The 26,183-nt window shown below is 74.1% G+C and carries 7 protein-coding genes and 1 pseudogene; 7 read left to right on the top strand and 1 reads right to left on the bottom strand.

Going from position 1 to position 26,183, the window contains the following annotated elements; genetic code table 11:
- Positions 1-368: 368 nt before the first annotated feature.
- Positions 369-893 (bottom strand): hypothetical protein, encoded by a 525-nt coding sequence (locus tag ACEXOX_RS02475; RefSeq protein ID WP_406518800.1) that lies wholly within the window; start codon positions 891-893, stop codon positions 369-371.
- A 170-nt stretch (positions 894-1,063) separates the two neighbouring features.
- Here ACEXOX_RS02475 and ACEXOX_RS02470 point away from each other — a divergent pair, with 170 nt between their 5' ends.
- From ACEXOX_RS02470 to ACEXOX_RS02440, 7 genes and pseudogenes are all read left to right on the top strand, one after another.
- On the top strand, positions 1,064-1,717 hold the full coding sequence (locus ACEXOX_RS02470; protein ID WP_406518798.1) for a response regulator transcription factor: 654 nt from the start codon (positions 1,064-1,066) through the stop codon (positions 1,715-1,717).
- Between the two features lie 12 nt (positions 1,718-1,729).
- Positions 1,730-3,055, top strand: coding sequence for a sensor histidine kinase (locus ACEXOX_RS02465; protein ID WP_406518796.1), 1,326 nt, complete (start codon positions 1,730-1,732; stop codon positions 3,053-3,055).
- A 213-nt stretch (positions 3,056-3,268) separates the two neighbouring features.
- Positions 3,269-14,164, top strand: a complete 10,896-nt coding sequence (locus tag ACEXOX_RS02460) for an amino acid adenylation domain-containing protein (protein WP_406518795.1) — start codon at positions 3,269-3,271, stop codon at positions 14,162-14,164.
- A gap of 2 nt (positions 14,165-14,166) precedes the next feature.
- Positions 14,167-19,041 (top strand): amino acid adenylation domain-containing protein, encoded by a 4,875-nt coding sequence (locus tag ACEXOX_RS02455; RefSeq protein ID WP_406518793.1) that lies wholly within the window; start codon positions 14,167-14,169, stop codon positions 19,039-19,041.
- A pseudogene (locus ACEXOX_RS02450) lies at positions 19,041-19,592 on the top strand (AMP-binding protein); the annotation flags it as partial. The gene ACEXOX_RS02455 and the pseudogene ACEXOX_RS02450, both read left to right, overlap by 1 nt.
- A gap of 257 nt (positions 19,593-19,849) precedes the next feature.
- Positions 19,850-21,658, top strand: coding sequence for a condensation domain-containing protein (locus ACEXOX_RS02445; RefSeq protein WP_406518791.1), 1,809 nt, complete (start codon positions 19,850-19,852; stop codon positions 21,656-21,658).
- A gap of 64 nt (positions 21,659-21,722) precedes the next feature.
- On the top strand, positions 21,723-26,171 hold the full coding sequence (locus ACEXOX_RS02440) for an amino acid adenylation domain-containing protein (protein ID WP_406518789.1): 4,449 nt from the start codon (positions 21,723-21,725) through the stop codon (positions 26,169-26,171).
- Positions 26,172-26,183 lie beyond the last annotated feature (12 nt).

Genomic DNA, 26,183 nt, shown 5'->3' with positions numbered 1-26,183 from the left:
ACGGGACGACGGGATCGACGGTGGAGCCGCCGGCCGGCCGTGGTGCGGGCCGGCCGGCGGCGGGGCGGACCGCCGGAGACCGGGGTGCGGCGCCCCGGCCGGTCGTCGTGCGCACGGGGGACGGCCGGGGCGGCCGCGTGGTCTCCGGCGGCCCTGGGGAGGACATCGAATTCGGCGGCCGCCGGGCTCGCCGAACCGAATGTGGGCCGGTTGTTCGAACAACGGCCGGAATTCGCGGGCGTGGTGCGAATCTTCCATGATGCCGGGTGTGCGGTTACGCCGCGGTTACAGGCCGGATTCCGTGGAATAAGGGCACACCGAGAATGTCCAACCGCCCGAAGAAGGCGGTTGGACGTGACGCCGGAAGGTCAGAACTCGGAAGGCAGACTCGGTGCCTTGGGCACCGCCGGGCAGTCCTCGGTGCAGGTGAAACCGAGCGCCGGAGTCTCGGGCGTCACCGCCGCGGGCTCCTTCGGCAGGCTGCTGTCCGAGGGCAGTTTCGACGCGCAGGCCTTGGCCGCGGCCCGGTACGCCTTGGAGACCGGGTTGATGTCGCTCCCCGGCTTCAGCTGGAGCTGCCCGTTCTCCTTGACGGTGATCCCCGGGAAGTCCTTGATCCCGTTGTCCTTCATGCACTGCGTGAAGGCCTCGGCCTGCCGCTCCCGCGTCGCCGAGTCCCCGGCGGCCTTGCCCGTACCGCTCGAAGCGGACGCCGAGGACGCTTCCCGCGCCGTGTCGGCGACGGACCGCGTCGAGGCGGCCGGGGCCGCGGACGACGAGGTCTGGACCGCCAGGACGGTCCCGCCGGCCGCCAGCGCCGCGATGAGCAGCGGTACGGCGAACAGCCTGCGCTTCCTACGGGGTGGTGTTTCTTCTTCGGACGGTGCCGACATGTCAACTCCTCTGGGACGCTGGATGTCTGGAAGCCAGTTCACCAACCGGGCGGTTACCACGGCGGAACATCGGGTGTTAGGCGTCTGTAACCCCCGACCAGCCCTTACGCCGCTGTAACCGCCCACCGCGCAAGATCACGGACAACGGTGCCGAACCGACGGTGGGGGCCATGCGGATTCTGGTGGTGGAGGATCATCGCGATCTCGCGGAGACGCTGGCCGCCGGCCTGCGCCGGGAGGGCATGGCGGTCGACGTCGCCCTGGACGGGGCGGCCGCGCTGGAGCGCACCGCGGTCAACCGGTACGAGGTCGTCGTCCTCGACCGCGACCTGCCCGGCCTGCACGGCGACGAGGTGTGCCAGACGCTGATCACCGAGGGCTACCCGGCGCGGGTGCTGATGCTGACCGCCGCCGCCACGATCGAGGACCGGGTCGAGGGCCTGACCAGCGGGGCCGACGACTACCTGCCCAAGCCGTTCGCCTTCGCCGAACTGGTCGCCCGGATCCGCGCGCTGGGCCGCCGCAACCAGCCCGCGCTGCCCCCGGTCCTGTGCCACGCCGACCTCAAGCTGGACCCGGGCAAGCGCACCGCGCAGCGCGCGGGCACCCGGCTCGACCTCAGTCCGAAGGAGTTCGCGGTGCTCGAACTGCTGCTGGCGGCCGGCGGGCGGGTGGTCTCCGCCGAGGAGCTGCTGGAGCGGGCCTGGGACGAGGCCGCCGACCCGTTCACCAACACGGTCAAGGTGACGGTGAGCCGGCTGCGGCGCAAGCTGGGCGACCCGCCGCTCATCGAGACCGTCGCCCAGGCCGGCTACCGGATCTGAGGGAGGCCGGTGATGCGCCGCACACTCCGCCCGGCCCGCCGCGCGTCCGGCGGCCGCCCATCCGGCGGTTCCGCGTCCGGCGGTACCGCGTCCGGCCGTCCAGCGTCCGGCCGTCCCGCGCCCAGCGGTTCGGCGCCCGGCCGCCCCGCCCCCGGCCGCCCCGCCTCCGGCCCCCTGGCCAAGGTGCGTTGGACCATCCGGCTCCGGCTCACCCTCCTCTACGGGGCGCTCTTCCTGGTCACCGGCGTGCTGCTGCTCACCGTCGTCTACCTGCTGGTGGCCGGGCGGCCGCCATGGGCCGGCGTCGAACCGCCCGCTCCGCCGGCCGCCTCCGTGACACCCAGCGGCCTCGGCCTCGGCGCCGACGTACCGGCCCCGACGGTGGACCTGGAACAGCAACTGAACCAGCAGCGCAGCGACTACCTGCAAAAACTCCTCACCTCCTCCGGGATCGCGCTGGCGCTGCTGACTTTCCTGTCGGTGTGGCTGGGCTGGTTGATGGCCGGCCGGGCGCTGCGGCCGCTGCGCACCATGGCGGACACCGCGAGGGAAATCTCGGCCAGCGACCTGCACCGGCGGCTCGGCGCGCCCGGCCCGTCCGACGAGATCAAGGACCTGGCCGACACGTTCGACGCGCTGCTCGACCATCTGGAGGGAGCCTTCGAGGCGCAGCGCAGGTTCGTCGCCAACGCCTCCCACGAGCTGCGCACCCCGCTCACCTTCGAACGCAGCCTGCTGGAGATCACCCTCGCCGACCCCGACGCGAGCGCCGCCGAACTGCGGGAGACGTGCGTCCGCGTGCTGGGCAGCAACGCCCGGCAGGAGAAGCTGATCGAGGCGCTGCTGACGCTGGCCCGCAGCCAGCGCGGCCTGGACCGGCGGGTGCCGGTGGACCTGGCGGCGCTGGCCGCCGACCACCTGGACCGGCCGCGGGACGCCGACGGCCCGTCCGGTGTGCGGATCGGCAGCGAACTGGCGCCCGCCGCCGTGCTGGGCGACCCGCCGCTGGTCGAGCGGCTGATCATCAACCTGGTCGACAACGCGGTCCGGCACAACGTGCCCGACGGACAGGTACGGGTGCGGACGGGCCTGCGCGAGGGCCGGCCGGCGCTGAGCGTCCGCAACACCGGGCCCGAAGTCCTCCCGTCCCAGGTCGAGCTGATCTTCCAGCCGTTCCAGCGGCTGCGCGCGACCCGCCTCGGCGGCCACGACGGCCAGGGCATCGGCCTGTCGATCGTCGCCGCCATCGCGGCCGCCCACGACGCGGATCTGCATGCCGAGGCGCTGCCGGAAGGCGGCCTCGAAATCCGCGTCGAATTCCCACCCGTCGCACACTGACACCGCTGGGAATTCCCCTTCTTCTGGACGTCAATATTCCGCTGTCTGGACACTGCGCGGGCCCGGCGCGTTACGGGTATGTTCGCCGCAAGAGCTGCCGCCGCGCGCCCCGGATAACGGTGTGGCCGCGCGGCGTTGCAATTCACGGGGGAGCTCGGCGTGCGCACAAACGGGAATAACCGCGGTGACCGGACGGAACCGACGGGGATTCCGTTGTCGTTCGGTCAGCAGCGGATGTGGTTCGTCAACCGGCTGGAGAACGCGGGCGCCGCGTACACGATGGCCATGGCGGTCCGGCTCGTCGGCAGGCTGCGCACGGCGGCGCTGGAGGCGGCGTGGGCCGATGTGGTCGGCCGCCACGAGGCACTGCGTACGGTCTTCGCCGAGGCGGACGGGGAGACCTGGCAGCAGGTGCGGGACGAGCCGCCGGCCGGACTCGGCGACCGAGGCGTCACCGAGGAGGAACTGGCGGCGGTCCTCGCCGCCGAAGCAGGCCGGGAGTTCGACCTGCGGGCCGAACCGCCGTGCCGGGCGACGCTGTACGCCCTCTCCCCGCGCGAGCACGTACTGCTCCTGGTGGTACACCACATCGCCGTCGACGGCCGGTCCCTGGAGGTGCTGGCCCGCGACCTGTCACGCGCCTACGCCGCCCGGTCGCGGGGCCGGACGCCGGAGTGGCCGCCGCCCGTCGCGTACACCGACTTCGCCCGGCGACAGCAGGAACTGCTCGGTGCCGAGCAGGACCCGGACAGCGTGTACGGGCGGCAGCTCGCCTACTGGCGCCAGGCCCTGGCGGGTCTGCCCGCCCAGCTGGACCTGCCCTGCGACCGGCCGCGTCCCGCCGAGCCCCGGCACGAGGGGAGTTCGGTACCGGTCCGGATCCCGCCGGGTGTCCACCGGGCCCTGCTGAAGATCGCGGACGACTGCGACGCCACCCCGCCCACGGTCGTACGGGCCGCGCTCGCCGTCCTGCTCTCGCGCCTGGGCGCGGGTGACGACATCCCCATCGGCTCCCCGGTCGACGCGCGCACCGACGAGACGCTGGCGGAGCTGGTCGGGTTCGTGGCCAACACCCTGGTCCTGCGGACCGACCTCACCGGGGACCCCGCCTTCACCGACCTGGTGCGGCGGGTCCACGCCACCGGCCGCGCCGCCGAGGCCCACCAGGACCTGCCCTTCGAACACCTCGTCGGCGTGCTCAACCCGGACCGCTCGCTGGCCCGCCACCCGCTCTTCCAGGTGCTGCTGGTGATGGAGGACTCGCCCGGCTCCGCCTGGGACCTGCCCGGCCTGACCGCCGTACCGGAGCGGGTCGGTATCGAGGCGGCGCGCGACGACCTGACGTTTGGCCTCTTCGACCTCTACCTCAACCTGACCGAACGCCATGACGCGGACGGCCGGCCCGACGGCATCGACGGCGGGCTCTGGCACAACGCGGAACTCTTCGACCGGGAGACGGCCGCCCTGCTGGCCGCCCGGCTCACCGCGGTCCTCACCCGGGTCACCGCGGACCCGGCGCTGCGGGTGAGCGAGACCGGCGTCCTGCTCGACGGCGAGGAAGCGCGGCTGCTCACCGGGGTGAACACCGGCCGGGCGGCCGCCCCGGACACGACCGTCCCCGCACGGTTCGCGGAGGTCGCCGCCCGCTTCCCGGACGCGGCCGCGGTCGTCTCGGACGCGGACACCCTCACGTACGCGGAACTCGACGCACGGGCGAACCGGTTCGCCCGGTACCTGCACGCCGGGGGAGTGGCGCCGGGCCACCGCGTCGGCGTCGTGCTGCCCCGCTCCGCCGGACTGGTCGTCGCCCTGCTGGGCATCGCCAAGGCCGGTGCGCTGGCCGTACCGGTGGACCCGTCCTACCCGGCCGAGCGGGTGCGGTACCTGCTGGAGGACTCCGCCCCCACGCTGGTCGCGAGCGGGGAGGAGGCGCTGCGGCAAGCTTTCCTGCGGGACTTCCCGGCCGCGCCGCTCCCGGTACGGATCTCGCCGGAGGCGGGCCTGTACGTGATGTACACCTCCGGTTCGACGGGCACGCCCAAGGGCGTCACGGCCACCCACGGCAACGTCGCGGCGCTCGCCCTGGACACGTGCTGGGACGACATCGGCACCGGGCGCGTCCTCTTCCACGCCCCGCACGCCTTCGACGCTTCGACGTTCGAACTGTGGGTGCCGCTGCTCAACGGCGGGTGCGTCGTGGTGGCACCGGAGGCGGAGCTGACCGGGAGCGCCCTGGCCAGGCTGATCGCCGCCCACGCGCTGACGGCCGTCCACGTCACGGCCGGGCTGTTCCGGCTGCTGGCCCAGGAGACGCCCGACTGCTTCGGGGGCCTCCGGCACGTCCTGACCGGCGGTGACGTGGTTCCCGCCGAAGCCGTCGCCCGCGTCACCGAAGCGTGCCCGGACGCCACGCTGCACCACCTGTACGGGCCCACGGAAATCACCCTGTGCGCCACCACGTACACCGTCCCGCCGGGAGCGAAGGCGCCGGTGGTGCTCCCGATCGGCGGTCCGCGCGACGGTGTACGGGTCTTCGTCCTGGACCGGGCGCTGCGCCCGGTACCGCCCGGCGCCGCCGGTGAGCTGTACGTCGCGGGGCGGGGCGTGGCCCCCGGCTACCTGAACCGCCCCGCGCGCACCGCGGAACGTTTCGTCGCCTGCCCGTACGGCGGCGGGCGGATGTACCGCACCGGCGACCTCGTGCGCTGGGACCGCCACGGCCGCCTGGTCTTCCTGCGCCGCGCCGACGACCAGGTGAAGGTCCGGGGCTTCCGGATCGAGCCGGCCGAGGTCGAGGCCGTCCTCGGCCGGGCGCCGGGCGTGGAGCAGGCCGCCGTCGTCGTCCGCGAGGACCGGCCCGGTGACAAGCGGCTGGTCGCGTACGTCGTCGGGGAGACGGACGGCGTACGGACCTTCGCCGCCGAGCAGCTGCCGGACCACATGGTCCCCGGCACCCTCGTCCCCCTGGACGCGCTGCCGCTGTCGGCCAACGGCAAGGTCGACCGGGCCGCGCTGCCCGCCCCCGACCGCGCGGCGGCCGTCTCGGACCGACCGCCCCGCACCCCGCAGGAACAGACCCTGTGCCGGCTCTTCGCCGAAGTCCTGGGCCTGGAGCGGGTCGGGATCGACGACCGGTTCTTCGACCTGGGCGGCGACTCCCTGCTGGCCATGCGCCTGACCAGCAGGGCCCGCACCGCCCTGGGCGTCGAGATCCCCCTCACCGTGCTGTTCCAGTCGCCCACCGTCGCGGCGCTGGCCGGACTGCTGGACGCGCTGGGCGCCGGCCGCCCGCGTGTGGTCGCGGGACGGCGGCCGGAAATCCTGCCGCTGTCGTTCGGACAGCAGCGCATGTGGTTCGCGAACCGGCTGGAGGACACCGGCGCCTACAACATGGCCATGGCCGTCCGGCTGACCGGCAGCCTGGACCTGCCCGCGCTCCGCGCCGCCTGGGCGGACGTGATCGCGCGCCACGAACCGCTGCGTACGGTCTTCCCCGAGCGGGACGGCGTACCGCACCAGCTGGTGCTGGACGGTGACAGGCCGGAGGACGTCCTGGAGCTGCCGGTCGTCCCCGCCGACGAGGCATCGCTCGACGCCGTACTGACCGAGCACATCGGCCGCCGCTTCACCCTCGACACGGCACCGCCCCGGCGGGCCACCCTGTTCGCCCTGTCCGCCGACGCCCACGTACTCCTGGTGGTCGTGCACCACATCGCCGCCGACGGCTGGTCGATGGGCGTCCTGGCCCACGACCTGTCGACGGCGTACACGGCGCGGAGCACGGGTCACGCGCCCGACTGGGCGCCCCTGCCGGTCCAGTACGCCGACTTCACCCTCTGGCAGCACGCGCTCCTCGACAGCGCCAACGGCCTGCTCGACACGCAACTCGCCCACTGGACCGAGGCCCTGGCCGGCCTGCCGGACCACATCGAACTGCCCACCGACCGGCCGCGCCCGGCCACGGCGAGCCACCGCGGCGCCGTGCTGCCGTTCACCGTCGACGCCCGGACGCACCAACGGCTCGGCGCCGTCGCCCGCGCGTGCGACACCACCCTGTTCACCGTCGCGCAGGCCGCGGTCGTCCTGCTGCTGTCCCGGCTCGGCGCGGGCGAGGACATCCCGCTCGGCACCCCCGTCACGGAACGTACCGACGAGTCCCTGGACGGCGTCGTCGGGTTCTTCCTCAACACCCTGGTGCTGCGCACCGACGCCGGGGGCGATCCGACCTTCACCGAACTGGTGGCGCGCGCCCGGGACGCCGACCTCGCCGCCTACGCCCACCAGGACCTCCCGTTCGAACACCTCGTGGAGGCGCTGAGGCCCGCCCGTTCGACCGCCCGGCACCCGCTGTTCCAGGTGCTGCTGGTGCTGGAGGACGAGCTGCACCCCGCGTGGGACCTGCCCGGCCTCGGCACGGAACCGGTCCCGGTGTCCCCGGCCACGGTCGAGTTCGACCTGGTCTTCGGCCTGGGGGAGCGGCCCGGCGGCTCCGGCCTCGACGGCTACCTGGAGTTCGCCACCGACCTCTTCGACCCGGACGGAGCGCAGAGCCTGGTCACCCGGCTGCTCGCGGTGCTCGACCAGGTGGCCGGCGACCCGGAGCTGCGGGTCGGCGAGGTCGAACTGCTGGCCCCCGAGGAGCGGCGGCGGCTCGTCACCGGCGTCAACGTCGGTACGGCGGACGCCGGCGCCCGTACGGTCCTCGGCCAGTTCGACGCCACCGTGCTGCGGTCCCGCGCCGACACCGCCGTGACGGCGGGCGCCACGTCGCTGACGTACGGCGAACTGGACGCGCGGGCCAACCGGTTCGCCCGGTACCTGCGCTCCAGGGGCGTGACCTCCGGCGACCGGGTGGGTGTGGCGCTTGCGCGGTCGGTGGAGCTGGTGGTCGCCCTACTGGGTGTGGCGAAGGCCGGGGCGGTGTCCGTGCCGGTGGATCTGTCGTATCCGGCGGAGCGGGTGCGGTGGTTGCTGGCGGACGCGGCTCCGGTGCTGGTGGTGGGGGAGGCGGAGGTACGCGAGGCGGCGCTCGGCGGTTTCCCGGCTGCCGCGTCGCCGGTGGAGGTGTCGCCGGAGTCGGCGCTGTACGTGATGTACACGTCCGGATCGACAGGTGTGCCCAAGGGCGTCGTGGCCACGCATGGGGGTGTGGCGGGGCTGGCGCTGGACTCCTGCTGGGGAGACATCGGCTCGGGCCGCGTCCTGTTCCATGCTCCGTACGCCTTCGACGCCTCGATCTTTGAGCTGTGGGTGCCGTTGCTGAACGGCGGGTGCGTGGTGGTGGCGCCGAAAGTGGGCCTGGACGGCGGGGCGTTGTCCCGTCTGGTCGGTGAGTACGCGCTGACGGCCGTCCATGTGACCGCTGGGCTGTTCCGGGTGCTGGCGCAGGAGAATCCGGAGTGCTTCACCGGCCTCCGGCACGTCCTCACCGGCGGCGACGTGGTGCCCGCCGAAGCCGTCGCCCGAGTGGCCGAGGCGTGCCCCGGCGCCGAGATCCGCCACCTGTACGGGCCGACCGAGACCACCCTGTGCGCCACCGCGTACGTCATCGAGCCGGGTGAGAAGGTACCGCCGGTGCTGCCGATCGGCGAGCCCCGGGACGGCCTGCGGGTGTTCGTTCTGGACGGCTTCCTGCGGCCGGTGCCGGTGGGTGTCGCCGGGGAGCTGTATGTGGCCGGGCGGGGTGTCGCTCGGGGGTACCTTGGCCGGGCGGCGCTGACCGCCGAACGCTTCGTGGCGTGCCCGTACGGCGGTGGGCGGATGTACCGGACCGGCGATCTGGTGCGCTGGGACCGGGACGGCAACCTCGTCTTCCTCGGGCGGGCCGACGACCAGGTGAAGATCCGCGGCTTCCGCATCGAACCCGCCGAGGTGGAAACCGTTCTCGGACGGTGCCCCGGCGTGGACCAGGCCGCCGTCGTCGTACGGGAGGACCGCCCCGGCGACAAGCGCCTCGTCGCGTACGTCGTCGGAGAGGCCGCCCGTCTACGGGAGTTCGCGGCCGAGCGGCTGCCGGACCACATGATCCCGTCGGCCACAGTCGTCCTGGACGCGCTGCCGCTGACGGCCAACGGAAAGGTCGACCGGGCGCTGCTGCCCGCCCCCGACTACGCCACGGCGGAGTCGTCGGCCCGCGCGCCCCGTACCCCGCAGGAACAGATCCTGTGCCGGCTGTTCGCCGAGGTGCTGGGTCTGGACGCGGACCGGGTCGGTGTCGACGACGGGTTCTTCGACCTGGGCGGGGACTCGCTGCTCGCGACGCGGCTGGCGAGCCGGGTCAAGGGCGCACTGGGTGCGGAGATCCCGGTACGGGCGCTGTTCGAGGCGCCCACGGTCGCGGGGCTGGCCGGGCGGCTGGACGAGTTCGAGGCCGTGCGGCCCGTACTCGTACCGGTGGACCGGCCCGATCCGCTGCCGCTGTCTTTCGGGCAGCAGCGGATGTGGTTCCTGCACAGCCTTGAAGGACCGAGCGCCACCAACAACATTCCCCTCGCCGTCCGGCTGACGGGAGAGCTGAACGTCACGGCGCTGGAGGCGTCCTGGGCCGACATCGTGGCCCGGCACGAGACGCTGCGCACCCGCTACCCCGCGCACGGCGACAGTGCGCGGCAGGAGATCGTGGCCGCCGCCGAGGTGCCCGTACACCTCGCCACCGTCCGGATCGGTGCGGACGACGTGGAACAGGCGCTGGCCGCCGGTGTCGAGCAGGGCTTCCACATCGAGATCGAACTGCCGTGGCGCGTGACCCTGTTCGAGGTGTCGCCCACTGATCACGTCCTGCTGATCGTGGTGCACCACATCGCCGCCGACGGCTGGTCCATGGGCGTCCTGGCCGACGACCTGGCGACCGCCTACGTCGCACGGGCCGCAGGCCACGCGCCTGGCTGGGCACCGCCGGCCGTCCAGTACGCCGACTTCACCGTCTGGCAGCGCGACCTGCTCACCCAGGACACCCCGGACGGCCTGTTCGGCAGGCAGGCCGCGTTCTGGTCCGAGGCCCTGGCGGGCCTGCCGGAACACCTGAAGCTGCCGTTCGACCGCCCCCGACCGCCGGTGGCGACCCACCGGGGAGCGTTCCTGCCCTTCACGGTGGACGCCGCCGTGCACCGGCGGCTCCTGGAGATCGCCAGGCAGTGCGACGCGACGCTGTTCATGGTCGCGCAGGCCGCCGTCGCGGTGCTGCTGTCCCGGCTCGGCGCCGGGGAGGACATCCCGCTCGGCACCCCCGTCGCGGGCCGTACGGACGAGGCCGTGGACCACCTGGTCGGCAACTTCCTCAACACGCTGGTGCTGCGGACAGACCTCAGCGAAAACCCCTCTTTCACCGAACTGGTCGGCCGCGTACGGGAGACCGACCTCGCCGCGTACGTCCACCAGGACCTGCCCTTCGAGCACCTGGTGGAAGTGCTGAACCCGGTCCGCTCGCTGGCCCGGCACCCGCTCTTCCAGGTCGCCTTCGCCCTCCAGAACGCGCCCGAGACGCACTTCGACGCTCCGGGGCTGGAGTCCCGGCCGGTACCGGTGCGGATGTCCACCTCGAAGTTCGACCTGTCGGTCCTGATGTGGGAACGCCGGGGCCCGGACGGTGCCCCCGCGGGCCTGGACTGCTACCTGGAGTTCGCCACCGACCTGTTCGACCCCGCCACGGCGCAACGGCTGGTGGCCCGGCTGCTGCGGGTGCTCGACCAGGTCACCGCGGACCCCGCCGTACGGGCCGGTGCGGTGGACGTGCTCGGTGACGACGAGCGGAGCCGGATCGCGGCGGCGGTGGCGCCACGCCGGGCGGCCACCCGGGACGCGACCGTGCCGCAGTGCTTCGAACGGGTCGTCGCCCGGCACGGCGACGCGGTGGCCGTGGAGTCCGCCGACGGCACGCTGACCTACCGGGAACTGGACGCGCGGGCCGACCGTTGCGCCCAGTACCTGCACGCGAAGGGCGTCACCGCGGGCGACCGGGTCGCCGTGCTGCTCGACCGCTCGGCGGAGCTGGTCGCGGTACTGCTCGGCATCGCCAAGACGGGTGCGACAGCCGTGCCCCTCGACACGGCGTACCCGGTCGAACGGGTGCGGTTCCTGCTGGAGGACGCCGAGCCCGTCCTGGTCATGACGCGCTCCGAAGTGCTGGAGGCACTGCGGTACTTCCCGGCCGCCCCGCCGGCCGCGCAGGTCGCGCCGGACTCCGGGCTGTACGTCATGTACACCTCCGGCTCGACCGGGACGCCCAAAGGCGTCCTCGCCACGCACGCGAACGTCACCGCGCTCGCCCTCGACCCCTGCTGGCACGGCATCGGCAGCGGCCGGACGCTCTTCCACGCCCCGCACACCTTCGACGCGTCCACCCTGGAGCTGTGGGTGCCGCTGCTCAACGGCGGTCGCGTGGTCGTCGCGCCGCCGCTGGACCTGGACGGGGACACGGTGGCCCGGCTGACCGACGCGCACGCGCTGACGGCCGTCCACGTCACCGCCGGGCTGTTCCGGGTGCTGGCGCAGGAGACGCCCGACTGCTTCAAGGGCCTCCGGCACGTCCTGACCGGCGGTGACGTGGTCCCCGCCGAAGCCGTCGCCCGGGTCACCGAAGCCTGCCCCGGCGTCGCCGTCCACCACCTGTACGGACCGACCGAGACCACCCTGTGCGCCACCATCCACACCCTCGCCCCCGGCACGCAAGCACCGTCCGTCCTGCCGATCGGCCGCCCGCGCGACGGCGTACGCGTCTTCGTCCTGGACCCGCTGCTGCGCCCGGTGCCCACGGACGTGGCGGGTGAGCTGTACGTCGCCGGGGAGGGCGTCGCGCGGGGGTACCTCGGCCGTGCGGCGCTGACCGCCGAGCGGTTCGTGGCGTGCCCGTACGGCGGTGGGCGGATGTACCGGACCGGTGACCTGGTGCGCTGGGACCGGGACGGCAGGCTCGTCTTCCTCGGGCGGGCCGACGACCAGGTGAAGGTACGGGGCTTCCGTATCGAGCCGGCCGAGATCGAAGCCGTCCTCGGGCAGTGCCCGGGGGTGGACCAGGCCGCCGTCGTCGTACGGGAGGACCGGCCCGGGGACAAGCGCCTGGTCGCGTACGTCGTCGGGGAGGCGGACGGCGTACGGGACTTCGCGGCCGAGCGGCTGCCGGACTACATGATCCCCGGCGCCGTCGTCACCCTCGACGCGCTGCCCGTCACGGACAACGGCAAGGTCGACCGGGCCGCGCTGCCCGCACCCGACTACGTGGCGGCGGCAGCCGCATCGGCCCGCGCGCCCCGCACCCCGCTCGAAACGCTGTTCTGCGGCCTCTTCGCGGAGGTTCTCGGGCTGGTGACGCCGGACGCGCGTGCCGAGCCGCCCGCCCCGCGGCCGGACGTCCGGCCACCGGACGTACCGCGCCCGGATGTGCCGGAACCGGTCGTCCCGCGCCCGGCCGGTCCGCACCCCGGCGCCCCGCGGCCCCCGGCAGCCCCCACACCCCCGGCGGCCCCCGAGGCCCCGGCACCGGCCTTCGGCATCGGCGCCGACGCCAACTTCTTCGAACTCGGCGGCGACAGCATCATCTCCCTGCAACTCGTCGCCCGCGCCGCCCGGGCCGGGTACCGGATCAGCGCGACCGACGTCTTCCAGCACAAGACCCCGGAAGCCCTCGCGCTCGCCGCCCGGCCCGTCACGGAGGAGGAGACCCGGCACGACGACGGCGACGGCCCCGTCCCCCTCACCCCGGTCATGCGGCAGCTCGCCGACCGGCAGGCACTGGCCGGGCCGCTGCACCAGACCGTCATGGTCTGGACCCCCACCGGCCTGACCGCCGCCGACCTCACCACCGCCCTGCAAGCCGTCCTGGACCATCACGGCGCCCTGCGGCTCCGCCTCGGCCCCGACGACACCGGTGCTCTGCACATCAGGCCGCCGGGTTCCGTCCAGGCGGCGGACCTGCTGCGGACCGTACGGCTGCCGGGACCGGCCGAGCAGATCACGGCGACGATCGTCCGTGAGCAGTGCGCCGCCGCGACCGGCCACCTCGACCCGCGCGCCGGCACCGTCCTGCAAGCCGTCCGGTTCGACGTGGGCCCGCACCGGCCGGGCCGGCTCTTCCTCGCCGCCCACCACCTGTGCGTCGACAGCGCGTCCTGGCGCGTCCTCCTAGACGACCTGGCGCTCGCCTGCGAGGCGGTCCAGGCGGGCACCACCCCGGCCCTGCCACCGGTGCGTACGTCCTTCCGCCGCTGGGCGGACCTGCTGCGGCAGGCCGCCCACGACCCCGCCCGTACTGCCGAACTGCCGCTCTGGCAGCGGGTCGGCGCGCCCACCGCCCCGCTGCTGCCGGCCACGCCCACCGGGCCGGGCGGGTCCGGGGAACTGCGCATGACCCTGGCCCCCGACACGTCGGCAGCCCTGCTCACCACCGTCCCGGCGGCCTTCCACGCCGATGTCACCGAAGTGCTCCTCGCCGCACTGGTGCTCGCGGTCGCCGAATGGCGCGGCCGCCCCGGCGCCGTCCTGGTGGACCTCGAACGGCACGGCCGCGAAAGCGGCCTCGCACCCGGCACCGACCTGTCCCGCACGGTCGGCTGGTTCACCAGCGTCCACCCGGTCCGGCTCGATCCGGGCGGGACGGAAGCCGGAGCCCGCACCGGAGCCGCCGACCCGGGGACCGTACTCAAACGCGTCAAGGAGCAGCTCAGGGAACTGCCCGAGCACGGCATCGGCCACGGACTGCTGCGCCACCTGAACGCGCGGACGGCCCCGGCCCTGACCGGACTCGCCACGCCGTCACTCCTGTTCAACTACCTCGGCCGCGTCCCCGCCGCGGACGAGCGCCGGACGGCCACCGCGTGGACCGCCACCGGCGACGCCCGCCCGCCCGAAGGCGTACGCACCCACCCGGTCGACCTCGACGCCCGCACCGTGGACACCGACGACGGACCCCGGCTGACGGCGCACTGGGCCTGGGACCCGGCGCTGGTCTCCGAGGCCGGCATGCGGCGGCTCGGCCACGCGTGGTTCCGGGCCGCCGAGGCCCTGGTGGCGTGCGCCGCGCAAGCGGACGCGGGCGGGCGTACCCCGTCGGACCTCGACCTCGTCGCCCTGACGCAGGACGACATCGACCAGCTCGAAACGGAATGGGGAAAGTAGCCGTGAGCAAGCCCGGACTGGCCGACATATGGCCGCTCGCGCCGATGCAGAAGGGCATGTTGTTCCACGCCCTGTACGACGCCGAGGCCACGGACGTCTACCGGGGCCAGGTGGTCCTGGACCTGGACGGCCCTCTCGACACGGACGCCCTCAGGTCGGCGGGACACGCGCTGTTACGCCGGCACCCGACCCTCAGGGCCGGGTTCCGCACCCTGAAGTCCGGCGACACGGTGCAGATCGTCCCGCAGCGCGCGGACCTCCCGTGGCAGGAACTGGACCTGCGCACCGTCCCGGCCGGCCGGCGTGCGGACGCCCTGGACGAGGCGGTACGCGCGGAGTGGACCCGGCGCTTCGACCTCGCGGCACCGCCCCTGCTGCGCCTGACCGCCCTCCGCGTCGGCGACACCCGTACCCGCGTCGTGCTGACCGTCCACCACATCCTCTGTGACGGCTGGTCGACGTCGATCATCGCGAACGAACTGGTCGAGCTGTACCGCAACGGCGGCGACGAACACGCCCTCCCGCCGGTCACCCCGTACCGCAGCTACCTCGGCTGGCTGGCCCGCCGCGACAGCGCGGCCGCCGCCGAAGCATGGCGGCAGGCGCTGCGCGGGGCATGTCCCACCCTCGTCGCACCGGAGACGGGCAACCGCGCGCCGGTCGACCCCGACGAGGTAAGGGTCGAACTGCCCGCCCCGCTGGTGACGGACCTCGCGGCGCTGGCCCGCCGCAACGGGGTGACCATGAGCACCGTGATGCGCGGCGCGTGGGCCGTGCTGCTCGGCACCCTGACCGGACGCGACGACGTGGTCTTCGGCGGGACCACGGCCGGGCGCCCGCCGGAGATCCCGGGCATCGACACCACCGTCGGCCTGTTCATCAACACCCTTCCTGTACGGGCCCGCTGGTCGGCCACCGACACCGTCGCGCAGCTGCTCACCCGCCTCCAAGAAGCGCAGGCGGCGCTGCTGCCGCACGAACACCTGAGCCTGGCCGAGGTCCAGAACACCGTCGGGACCCGGACCCTGTTCGACACCCTGACCGTCTTCCAGAACTACCCCGTCGACCTCCTGGACCTGACCGGGACCACCGCACGGTCGGTGTCGGGGGACCTCGACCTCGCGAGCGTCGGCGGCCGGGACGCCGCGCACTACCCGCTGACGTTCACCGCGATGTCCGAGCGCTTCCGGCTGACCTACCGCCCCGACCTGTTCACCCGTGCGGACGCCCAGCTCCTGGCCGACCGCCTCGTGCGCGTCCTCGGACAGGTGGCCGCCGGCCCGGCCACCCGGATCGGCGACCTCGACGTCCTGGTCGACGGCGAACGGGACCGGCTGCTGTACGGCGTGAACACCGGTGCCCCGGGCGCCGCGCCGACGACCGTGCCCGGCCTCTTCGAGCGGACCGCGCGGCGGTACGCGCGGGAAGCGGCGGTGGTGTCCGCGGCGGAGTCCCTGACCTACGAGGAGCTGGAAGCTCGGGCGAATCGATTCGCCTGGTACCTGCGTACCAAGGGGGTGGCTCCCGGCGATCGGGTGGGTGTGGCGCTTGCGCGGTCGGTGGAGCTGGTGGTCGTCCTGCTGGGTGTGGCGAAGGCCGGGGCGGTGTCCGTGCCGGTGGATCTGTCGTATCCGGCGGAGCGGGTGCGGTGGTTGCTGGCGGACGCGGCTCCGGTGCTGGTGGTGGGGGAGGCGGAGGTGCGCGAGGCGGCGCTCGGCGGTTTCCCGGCTGCCGCGTCGCCGGTGGGGCTGTCGCCGGAGTCGGCGCTGTACGTGATGTACACGTCCGGATCGACAGGTGTGCCCAAGGGCGTGGTGGCGACGCATGGGGGTGTGGCGGGGCTGGCGCTGGACTCCTGCTGGGGAGACATCGGGACGACGGGGCGCGTCCTGTTCCATGCGCCGTACGCCTTCGACGCTTCGACCTTTGAGGTGTGGGTGCCGTTGTTGAACGGCGGGTGCGTGGTGGTGGCGCCGGAGACGGTGGACCTGGACGGCGCGGCGTTGTCCCGTCTGGTCGGTGAGTACGCGCTGACGGCCGTCCACGTGACCGCTGGGCTGTTCCGGGTGCTGGCGCAGGAGACTCCGGAGTGCTTCGCCGGCCTCCGGCACGTCCTCACCGGCGGCGACGTGGTCCCCGCCGAAGCCGTGGCGAGCGTCATGGACGCCTGCCCCGGAGTGACGGTACGCCACCTCTACGGCCCCACGGAGACCACCCTCTGCGCGACCACTCTCGCCCTCGGCCCTGGCGCGAAGGCGCCCTCCGCCCTCCCCGTCGGGGGGCCACGGGACGACGTACGGGTGTTCGTTCTGGACAGTTTCCTGCGGCCGGTTCCGGTGGGTGTCGCCGGGGAGCTGTATGTGGCCGGCAGCGGGGTCGTGCGGGGGTACCTCGGCCGGGCGGCGCTGACCGCCGAACGCTTCGTGGCGTGCCCGTACGGGGGCGGGCGGATGTACCGGACCGGCGATCTGGTGCGCTGGGACCGGGACGGCAACCTCGTCTTCCTGGGCCGGGCCGACGACCAGGTGAAGATCCGCGGCTTCCGCGTCGAACCGGCCGAGGTGGAGACCGTCCTCGGGCAGTGCCCGGGTGTGGCGCAGGTCGCGGTACTGGCGCGGGAGGACCAGCCGGGCGACAAGCGCCTCGTCGCGTACGTGGTCGGGGAGGCCGCCCGCCTACGGGAGTTCGCGGCCGAGCGGCTGCCGGACTACATGATGCCGTCGGCAACGGTCGTCCTGGACGCGTTGCCGCTGACCGTCAACGGAAAGGTCGACCGGGCCGCGCTCCCCGTCCCCGACTACGCGGCAGCGGCGTCCGCCTCGGACCGCGTGCCCCGCACGCCCCAGGAGCAGATCCTGTGCCGGCTGTTCGCCGAGGTGCTGGGTCTGGACGCGGACCGGGTCGGTGTCGACGACGGGTTCTTCGACCTGGGCGGGGACTCGCTGCTCGCGATGCGGCTGGCGAGCCGGGTGAAGGGGGCGCTGGGGGCGGAGATCTCGGTCCGGGCGTTGTTCGAGGCGCCCACGGTCGCCGGGCTCGTCGGACGGCTGGACGAGTTCGAGGCCGTACGGCCGGCGCTGGTCCCGGCCGTACGCCCCGATCCGCTGCCGCTGTCGTTCGGACAGCAGCGGATGTGGTTCCTGCACAGCCTCGAAGGACCGAGCGCCACCAACAACATCCCGCTCGCCGTCCGGCTGACGGGAGAGTTGGACGTCACCGCCCTGGAAATCGCCTGGAGCGACGTCGTGGCCCGGCACGAGACGCTGCGCACCCGCTACCCGGAGGACGGTGGCAGCGCCCGCCAGGAGATCCTGGCAGCCGTACCGGCACGGATACCCGTGACCGCCGTCGCCGAGGGGACGGTGGACGCGGCGCTGGCCGCCGAGGCCGCCCGCGGGTTCCGGCTCGACACGGAACTGCCGTGGCGGGTCACGCTGTTCGAGGTGTCGCCCGCCGAGCACGTCCTGCTGGTCGTGGTGCACCACATCGCCGCCGACGGCTGGTCCATGGGCGTCCTGACGCGGGACCTGTCGGCGGCGTACGCGGCACGGTCCGAGGGCCGCGCGCCCGGCTGGGCGCCGCTGCCCGTCCAGTACGCCGACTTCACCCTGTGGCAGCGCGAGCTGCTCGACCGGGGCACCGAGGACGGCCTCTTCGGCAAGCAGCTCGACTTCTGGACCCGCGCCCTCGCCGACCTCCCCGAACACCTGGAGCTGCCCTTCGACCGGCCCCGCCCCGCCACGGCCAGTCACCGGGGCGCGATGCTCCCGTTCACCGTGGACGCCGCCGTGCACCGGCGGTTCCTGGAGATCGCCAGGCAGTGCGACGCGACGCTGTTCATGGTCGCGCAGGCCGCCGTCGCGGTGCTGCTGTCCCGGCTCGGCGGCGCCGAGGACGTACCGCTCGGCACGCCTGTCGCCGGACGTTCCGACGAGGCCCTCGACGGCCTCGTGGGCAACTTCCTCAACACGCTGGTGCTGCGTACGGACGTCAGCGGCAATCCTTCCTTCACCGAACTGGTCGGCCGCGTAAGGGAGACCGACCTCGCCGCCTACGCCCACCAGGACCTGCCCTTCGAGCACCTGGTGGACGTCCTGAACCCGGTCCGCTCGCTCGCCAGGCACCCGCTCTTCCAAGTCGCCTTCGCCCTTCAGAACGCCCCGGACACGGCGTTCACGGCACCCGGGCTCGGCGCCGAAGCCGTCCCGGTGGGGCTGGCCTCCTCGAAGTTCGACCTGTCCGTGGTACTGCGGGAGCGCCCCGACGGAGGCGGCCTCGACGGCCTGCTGGAGTTCGCCACCGACCTGTTCGACCCGGCCACCGCGCAGGCCCTGGCCACCCGGCTGGTGGAGGTGTTCGGCCGGCTCGCCGGCGACGCCCGGGCCCGGGTGGGGGACCTGGACATCCTGCTGGACGGCGAGCGGGACCACCTCGTCTCGGGAGTCAACATCGGGCAGCAGCCGGACACCGGCGCCGCGGACCGCACGGTACCCGCCGTGTTCGAGGAGGTCGCGGCCCGTCTCCCGGACGCTCCGGCCGTCGTGTCGGGCGCGCTGACCCTGACCTACCGGGAGCTGGACGCACGCGCCAACCGGTACGCGCACCACCTGCACGCGCAGGGCGTCGGCCCGGGGGACCGGGTGGCGGTGCTGCTGCCGCGCACCGCCGAGCTGGTGACCGTCCTCCTCGGCATCGCCAAGGCGGGAGCCGTTTCCGTCCCCGTCGACACCGGTTACCCGGCCGAGCGGGTGCGGCACCTGCTGGAGGACTCCGCCCCCGCGCTCGTGGTGACCGAGGCCGGGACGCGGGAAGCGCTCGACGGCTTCCCCCGTCCCCGTCGCCCGTGCACGTGGCACCGGGGTCCGGCCTGTACGTGATGTACACCTCCGGCTCGACCGGGACGCCCAAGGGCGTGCTGGTCACCCATGGCGGCGCGGCGGCCCTCGCGCGCGACACGTGCTGGGGCGGCATCGGCACGGGCCGGGTGCTGTTCCACGCGCCGCACGCCTTCGACGCGTCCGTCTTCGAGCTGTGGGTGCCACTGCTGAACGGCGGCTGTGTCGTGGTCGCGCCCGCCGTGGACATGGACGGCGGGACGCTCGCCGGACTCGTCGCGGAGCACGAGGTGACGGCGGCGCACGTGACGGCCGGGCTGTTCCGGGCGCTGGCGCAGGAGACCCCCGAGTGCTTCGCGGGGCTGCGGCACGTGCTGACCGGCGGTGACGTGGTGCCCGCCGAAGCGGTCGCCCGGGTGGCCGACGCCTGCCCGTACGCCGAGGTGCACCACCTCTACGGGCCGACGGAGACCACCCTGTGCGCCACCACCCACACCGTCGCACCCGGCACACCGGTCCCGTCCGTCCTGCCGATCGGCCGTCCGCGCGACGGCTTCGCGGTCTTCGCCCTGGACCGGTTCCTGCGGCCGGTTCCGGTGGGGGTGCCGGGGGAGCTGTACATCGCCGGGGAAGGTGTCGCGCGGGGGTACCTCGGCCGGGCGGCGCTGACCGCCGAGCGGTTCGTGGCGTGCCCGTACGGAGGCGGGCGGATGTACCGGACCGGTGACCTGGTGCGCTGGGACCGGGACGGGAATCTCGTCTTCCTCGGGCGGGCCGACGACCAGGTGAAGGTACGGGGTTTCCGTATCGAGTTGGCGGAGGTCGAGGCCGTGCTCGGGCAGTGCCCGGGGTGGTCCAGGCCGCCGTCGTCGTACGGGAGGACCGGCCCGGGGACAAGCGGCTGGTCGCGTACGTCGTCGGGGACGCCTCCGGGACGCGGGACTTCGTGGCCGAGCGGCTGCCGGACTACATGGTGCCGTCGGCGACGATCGTGCTGGACGCGCTGCCGCTGACCGCCAACGGCAAGGTCGACCGGGCCGAACTCCCCGCACCCGACTACGCGGCGGCAGCAGCCGCATCGGCCCGCGCGCCCCGCACCCCGCTGGAAACGCTCTTCTGCCGTCTCTTCGCGGAACTCCTGGGCCTCGAAGCGCCGGAAGCCGGTACGGGTGAAGCGCAGGCCCAGCAGGCCTGCCCGGTCGCCGCGGACGCGAGCTTCTTCGAACTCGGCGGGGACAGCATCGTCTCCCTGCTGCTCGTCGCCCGCGCCGCCAAGGCCGGATACCGCATCAGCGCGTCGGACGTCTTCCAGCAGAAGACCCCCGAGGCCCTGGCCCTGGTCGCCGAGCCCGTCACGGAGGACGAGATCCAGCACGAGGACGGCCACGGGACCGTCCCCCTCACGCCGATCATGCGGGAGCTGACCGCGCGCGGCGGCCCGGACACGCTGGCCGCCAGGTTCGCGCAGTGGACCGTCGTACGCGTCCCCGCCGACGCCGGGCTGGACCGGCTGACGCGGGCCGTCGAGAAGGTGGTGGACCATCACGCGATGCTGCGGGCCCGCCTGGTCGTCCCGGGCGACGCCGAGCCGTACCTCGAAGTCGGTGACGCGGCACCGGTGCCGGGCCGGGTCCGGCGCGTGGACGCCGAAGGGCTGTCGGAACAGGCACTGGAGGACCTGATCGACACCGAGGCGCGGGCGGCGTCCGGCCGCCTCGATCCGCGGACCGGCACCACCCTGCGGGCGGTCTGGTTCGACCGGGGGAGCGGACGGCCGGGACGGCTCGCGGTCGTCGTGCACCACCTGGTCTTCGACGCGGTGTCCTGGCGCATCCTGCTGCCGGACCTCGCAGCGGCCTGGACCGATCCGGAAGGGCAACTGGCCCCGGTCGCCGCCTCGTTCCGTACGTACGCCCGGCAGGCGGCGGAGGCAGCGGGTCCGCCGCGGGCCGCCGGGCCGGCGCAGGGCACCGAAGGGCAGATGCGGCAGCGGACGTTCACCGTGCCCGCGCGCACGGCGTCCGCGGTGCTGACCACCGTCCCCGCGGCCTTCCACGCCACGACGGGCGACGTCCTGCTCGCCGCGCTCGCCGCCGCCCTCACCGAGGAACGGCCGGGCCCGGTCGACCTGGACATCGAGGGGCACGGCCGCGACGGCGACCTGGACCTGTCGCGCACGGTGGGCTGGTTCACCACCCTGCGCCCGGTCCGGCTGGACGCGGGTGTCACCGACTTCGACGAGGTACGCGCGGGCGGTCCGGCCGCCGGCCGGCTGCTCAAACGGGTCAAGGAACAGGCCGGACGGTCGTACGGGTGCGGGCTGCCCGTGCCCACGGCCGGATTCAACTACCTGGGCCGGTTCTCCGTCGCGGGCCCGGAAGCGGGCGACTGGCAGCCGGCCGGCCCCCGCTCCATGGGCGCCGACGCGGACCCGGGGCTGCCCGTCCCGCACACGCTGGAGTTCGGCGGCCTGGTCCGCGACGGCGACGGCGGCCCGGAACTGGTGCTGCTGGTGTCGTGGCTGGCGGGCGTCCTCACCGAGGACGGCGCCGTCCGGCTGGCCGACCGCTGGACCGGCCTGCTGACCGGCCTGGCCGCACTCGCCGAAGCACCGGACGCGGGCGGCCTGACCCCTCCGACCTGCCGCTGGTCGACCTGACACTGGGTCAGCTGGAGGCGCTGGAGGACGACTTCAACGAAGCACCCGGTGAAGGAGGTATGCCGTGGACCGCCGCATAGAAGACGTGTGGCCGCTGACACCGCTGCAGGAGGGACTGCTGTTCCACTCCCTGTACGACGGGCAGGCCGAGGACACCTACGTCGTCCAGGACGTCCTGGACATCGAAGGCGACCTCGACGCGGCCGCGCTGCGGGCGTCCTGGCAGGCCCTGGTGGCCCGGCACGCCACCCTGCGCGCCTGCTTCCGCCAGCCGCCGGGCCTCGAACACCCCGTCCAGGTCATCCCGGCCCGCGTACGACTGCCCTGGCGGAACGTCGACCTGACCGGCAGGCCGCCCCAGGACGCCCTCGCCGCCGCGGAACGCCTCGCGGACGAGGAACGCGCCCGGCGCTTCGACCTGGCCGTACCGCCGCTGCTCCGGCTCGTCCTGCTCCGGCTCGGACCGGCCAGACACCGGCTCGTCCTCACCAACCACCACATCCTGATGGACGGCTGGTCGCTGCCGACCCTCCAGCGCGAGCTGTGGACCCTCTACGCGGCGGGCGGCAACCCCTCCGGCCTGCCGCCCGTGACGCCCTACCGCGACTACCTCGGCTGGCTGAACGCCCAGGACAAGGACTCGGCCCGCGCCGCCTGGCGGGCCGACCTCGCCGGGCTCCGCGAGCCGACGCTGCTGGCACCGGCGGCCGGCCGGCCGCCGTCCGCCGCCGGGCACGGGCAGGTGCACACGAAACTGGACCGGCCGGCCACCGAGGCGCTCACCGAACTCGCCCGCCGCCACGGCCTGACCCCCAACACCTTCGTCCAGGGCGCCTGGGCGCTGCTCCTCGGCCGCCTGCTGGGCCGGGACGACGTGGTGTTCGGCGCGACCGTGGCCGCCCGGCCCGCCGAGCTGCGCGGCGTCGAGTCCATGCTCGGGCTCTTCATCAACACCGTTCCCGTACGGGTCCCGCTGACGGCCTCCCGGCCGGTGTCCGCCCTGCTCACCGAGGTGCAGAACCGGCAGGGCGCCCTGATGTCCCACCAGTACCTGGGGCTCAGCGAGATTCAGAAGGCCGGCGGCCCCGGAGCCGAGTTCGACAGCCTGCTGGTCTACGAGAGCTTCCCGCGCGGGGCGCCGGAGGAGGAGAACGGGCCGCCGCTGAAGCTCACCCCCGTACGCGGCCACAACGTCAGCCACTACCCGGTCAGCCTGGCCGCCTTCCCGGGCCCCGAGCTGCTGTTCCTCCTGACACACCGCCCCGAACTGATCGGCGCCCGGAGCGCACGGCTCCTCGCCGACCGGTTCACCGGCATCCTGCGACAGCTGGTCGTCGACCCGGACGTCCGCGCCGGTGACCTCGACATCCTCGTCGACGGCGAACGGGACCGGCTGCTGCACGGCGTGAACACCGGCGCCCCCGGGCCCGCGCCGACGACCGTCACCGGCCTCTTCGAACGGACCGTACGGCAGCACCGGAACGACATCGCGGTGGTCTCGGGCGAGACGACCCTGACGTACGGCGACCTCGACGCCCGGGCCAACCAGGTCGCCCGGCACCTGCACGCGTCCGACGCCCGGCCGGGGGACCGGGTGGTCGTCACGCCGGCCCGCTCGCCCGAACTGGTCGTGGCCCTGCTGGGCATCGCCAAGGCGGGGGCGGTGGCCGTGCCGGTGGACACCGCCCAGCCGGCCAGGCGGGTACGCACGCTGTTCGACGACGCCGCGTCCGCCGTCGTCCTGACGGAGGCCGACGTCGAGGACGCGCTGTGCCACCGCTCCGACGCTCCGCTCACGGCCCGGGTGACACCGGACTCCGGCCTGTACGTGATGTACACCTCCGGGTCCACGGGCACGCCCAAGGGCGTCGTCACCACCCACGGCAACGTCGCCGCCCTCGCCCAGGACCCCTGCTGGGACGGCATCGCCGCAGGCCGCGTCCTCTTCCACGCACCGCACACCTTCGACGCCGCCACCCTCGAACTGTGGGTGCCGCTCCTCAACGGCGGCCGTGTGGTGATCGCGCCCCCGGCCGACCTCACCGCGAAGACGCTGGCCCGCCTGGTCACCGACCACGGGCTGACGGCCGTGCACCTCACGGCCGGACTGTTCCGCGTCCTCGCGCAGGAGACCCCCGAGTGCTTCGCCGGTCTCCAACACGTCCTGACGGGCGGCGACGCGGTACCCGCCGAGGCCGTCGCCGGTGTACGGGACGCCTGCCCCGACGTCACCGTCAGCCATCTGTACGGGCCGACCGAGACCACCCTGTGCGCCACCGCCTTCGTCGTCGGGCCCGGCGCGCCCGCCCCGGCCGTCCTGCCGATCGGCGGGCCGCGCGCCGCGGTACGGGTGTACGTGCTGGACGCGGCGCTGCGGCCGGTGCCGCCCGAGGTCACCGGGGAGCTGTACATCGCCGGGGAAGGTGTCGCGCGGGGGTACCTCGGCCGTGCGGCGCTGACCGCCGAGCGGTTCGTGGCGTGCCCGTACGGAGGCGGGCGGATGTACCGGACCGGTGACCTGGTGCGCTGGGACCATGACGGGAACCTGGTCTTCCTCGGGCGGGCCGACGACCAGGTGAAGGTGCGGGGTTTCCGTATCGAGCCCGCCGAGGTCGAAGCCGTACTCGGGCAGTGCCCGGGGGTGCGGCAGGCGGCGGTGATCGTGCGCGAGGACCGGCCCGGGGACAAGCGGCTGGTCGCGTACGTCGTCGGGGACGCCTCCGGGACGCGGGACTTCGTGGCCGAGCGGCTGCCGGACTACATGGTCCCCTCGGCGACGGTCGTCCTGGACGCACTGCCGCTGACCGCCAACGGCAAGGTCGACCGGGCCGCCCTGCCCGCCCCCGACCACCCGTCCGGCTACAGCGGACGCGGCCCCGGCTCGCCCGTGGAAGAAATCCTCTGTGCCCTGTTCGCCGAAGTCCTGGGCGTGCCGCGGGCCGGCGCCGAGGAAGGGTTCTTCGACCTCGGCGGCGACTCGCTGCTGGCGACCCGCCTGGCCGGCCGCGTCCAGGCCGTCCTCGGCAAGGAACTCGAAGTGCGGATGCTCTTCGAGGCACCCTCCCCGGCCGCCCTGGCAGCCCGGCTGGCCGGCACCGGCGACCGGCACGGACCGGCCCCCGGGCCGCGCCCCGACGTCATACCGCTGACCCCCGGCCAGCGGTCCATGCTCTCCGGCGAAAGCCGGTACAACATCCCGCTGACGGTCCGCCTCGGCGGCCCGCTGCGCACGGACGCCCTCGAAGCGGCCTGGCGGGACGTGGTGACCCGGCACGAAGCCCTGCGCACCCGCTTCCCGGAGACCGGCGGGCAGGAGGTCACCGACCCCGCCCGTACACCGCTGACCGCCGTCCCCGTCACCGAGGACGAGCTGCCCGGGGCGCTGGACGCGGCCCGGGCCCGGCCCTTCGACCTGGCCGCCGGACCGCCGAGCCGGGCGGCCCTCTTCGCCCTCGCGCCCGACGACCACGTGCTCCAGATCGTGGTGCACCACATCGTCGCGGACGGCTGGTCGACCGGGCTGATCGCCCGCGACCTGTCCACCGCGTACACCGCGCGGGCGGCCGGCGGCGAACCCCGGTGGGCCCCGCTGCCCGTCCAGTACGCCGACTTCGCCGTACGCCTCAACGAGCAGGCGGCCCGCCTGGACGAGCCGGACAGCCCGTTCGGACAACGCCTCGCGTACTGGACCGGCGTACTCGCCGGCCTGCCGGAGGCGCCCCTGCTCCGCCGGGACCGGACACCGCCGGCCGAACCCAGCGGCCTGGGCGGCAGCGTCCCCTTCGCGATCGACGAGACCGCGCACCGGGCACTGCTGGAGACGGCCCGGCGCGAACGGGCGACCCTGTTCATGGTGCTGCGGGCGGCCATCGCCGCCCTGTGGGCGCGGCGGGGCGAGGTGAACGTGCCGATGGGCACGGTCTCGGCGGGCCGGGCCGACCACGCGACGAGCGACGTGGTGGGCCTGTTCGCCGACCACCTGGTGCTCCGCGCGGACGCGGGCGGCGACCCGACGTTCGCCGAACTCGTCCGCCGCGTCCGCGCGGCCGACCTCGCCGCCTACGCCCACCAGGACCTGCCGTCCCAGCTCGTCGAGGAACGCCTGGGGCACCGCCCGTTCCAGATGATCACCGGCATGGAGAACCTGCCCGAACCGCCCTGGGACCTGCCGGGGCTGACGGCACGGCCCCTGCACCCCGCGCACCGCAACCGGGGCGCGGCCCGCAGCGAACTGGCCGTCACCCTGCGCGAGCTGCGGGCCCCGGGGAGCGGCCCGGCCGGAGTGGAAGGCGTCGTCCGGTACAGCGCCGACGCGTACGAGCGCCGGACCGCCGAAGCCTTCGCGGTCGAGCTGACCGGCGTACTGCGGCAGGTCGCGGCGGAGCCCGCGGTCAGGATCGGCAGGCTCCGGACGGACCCGCCGGACCCGCCACGGCGGTCGGCCTTCCCCGGCACCGCACCCGCCGCACCGGCGGACGGCGCCCTCCGCCCGAAGGCGAGCGACCGCACATGACCCGACACCCCG

The organism is Streptomyces sp. Ac-502 (genome assembly GCF_045222935.1).
GTDB classification, from domain to species: Bacteria; Actinomycetota; Actinomycetes; order Streptomycetales; family Streptomycetaceae; genus Streptomyces; species Streptomyces monomycini.
Note: the sequence above shows the minus strand (reverse complement) of the source record. Positions and strands in the feature narration are given on the sequence as shown.

What these genes read in the sequence shown, in the direction of transcription:
- ACEXOX_RS02475 (WP_406518800.1), bottom strand. Translation starts at nt 893, where the DNA reads ATGTCGGCACCGTCCGAAGAAGAAACACCACCCCGTAGGAAGCGCAGG.
- ACEXOX_RS02470 (WP_406518798.1), top strand. Translation starts at nt 1,064, where the DNA reads ATGCGGATTCTGGTGGTGGAGGATCATCGCGATCTCGCGGAGACGCTG.
- ACEXOX_RS02465 (WP_406518796.1), top strand. Translation starts at nt 1,730, where the DNA reads ATGCGCCGCACACTCCGCCCGGCCCGCCGCGCGTCCGGCGGCCGCCCA.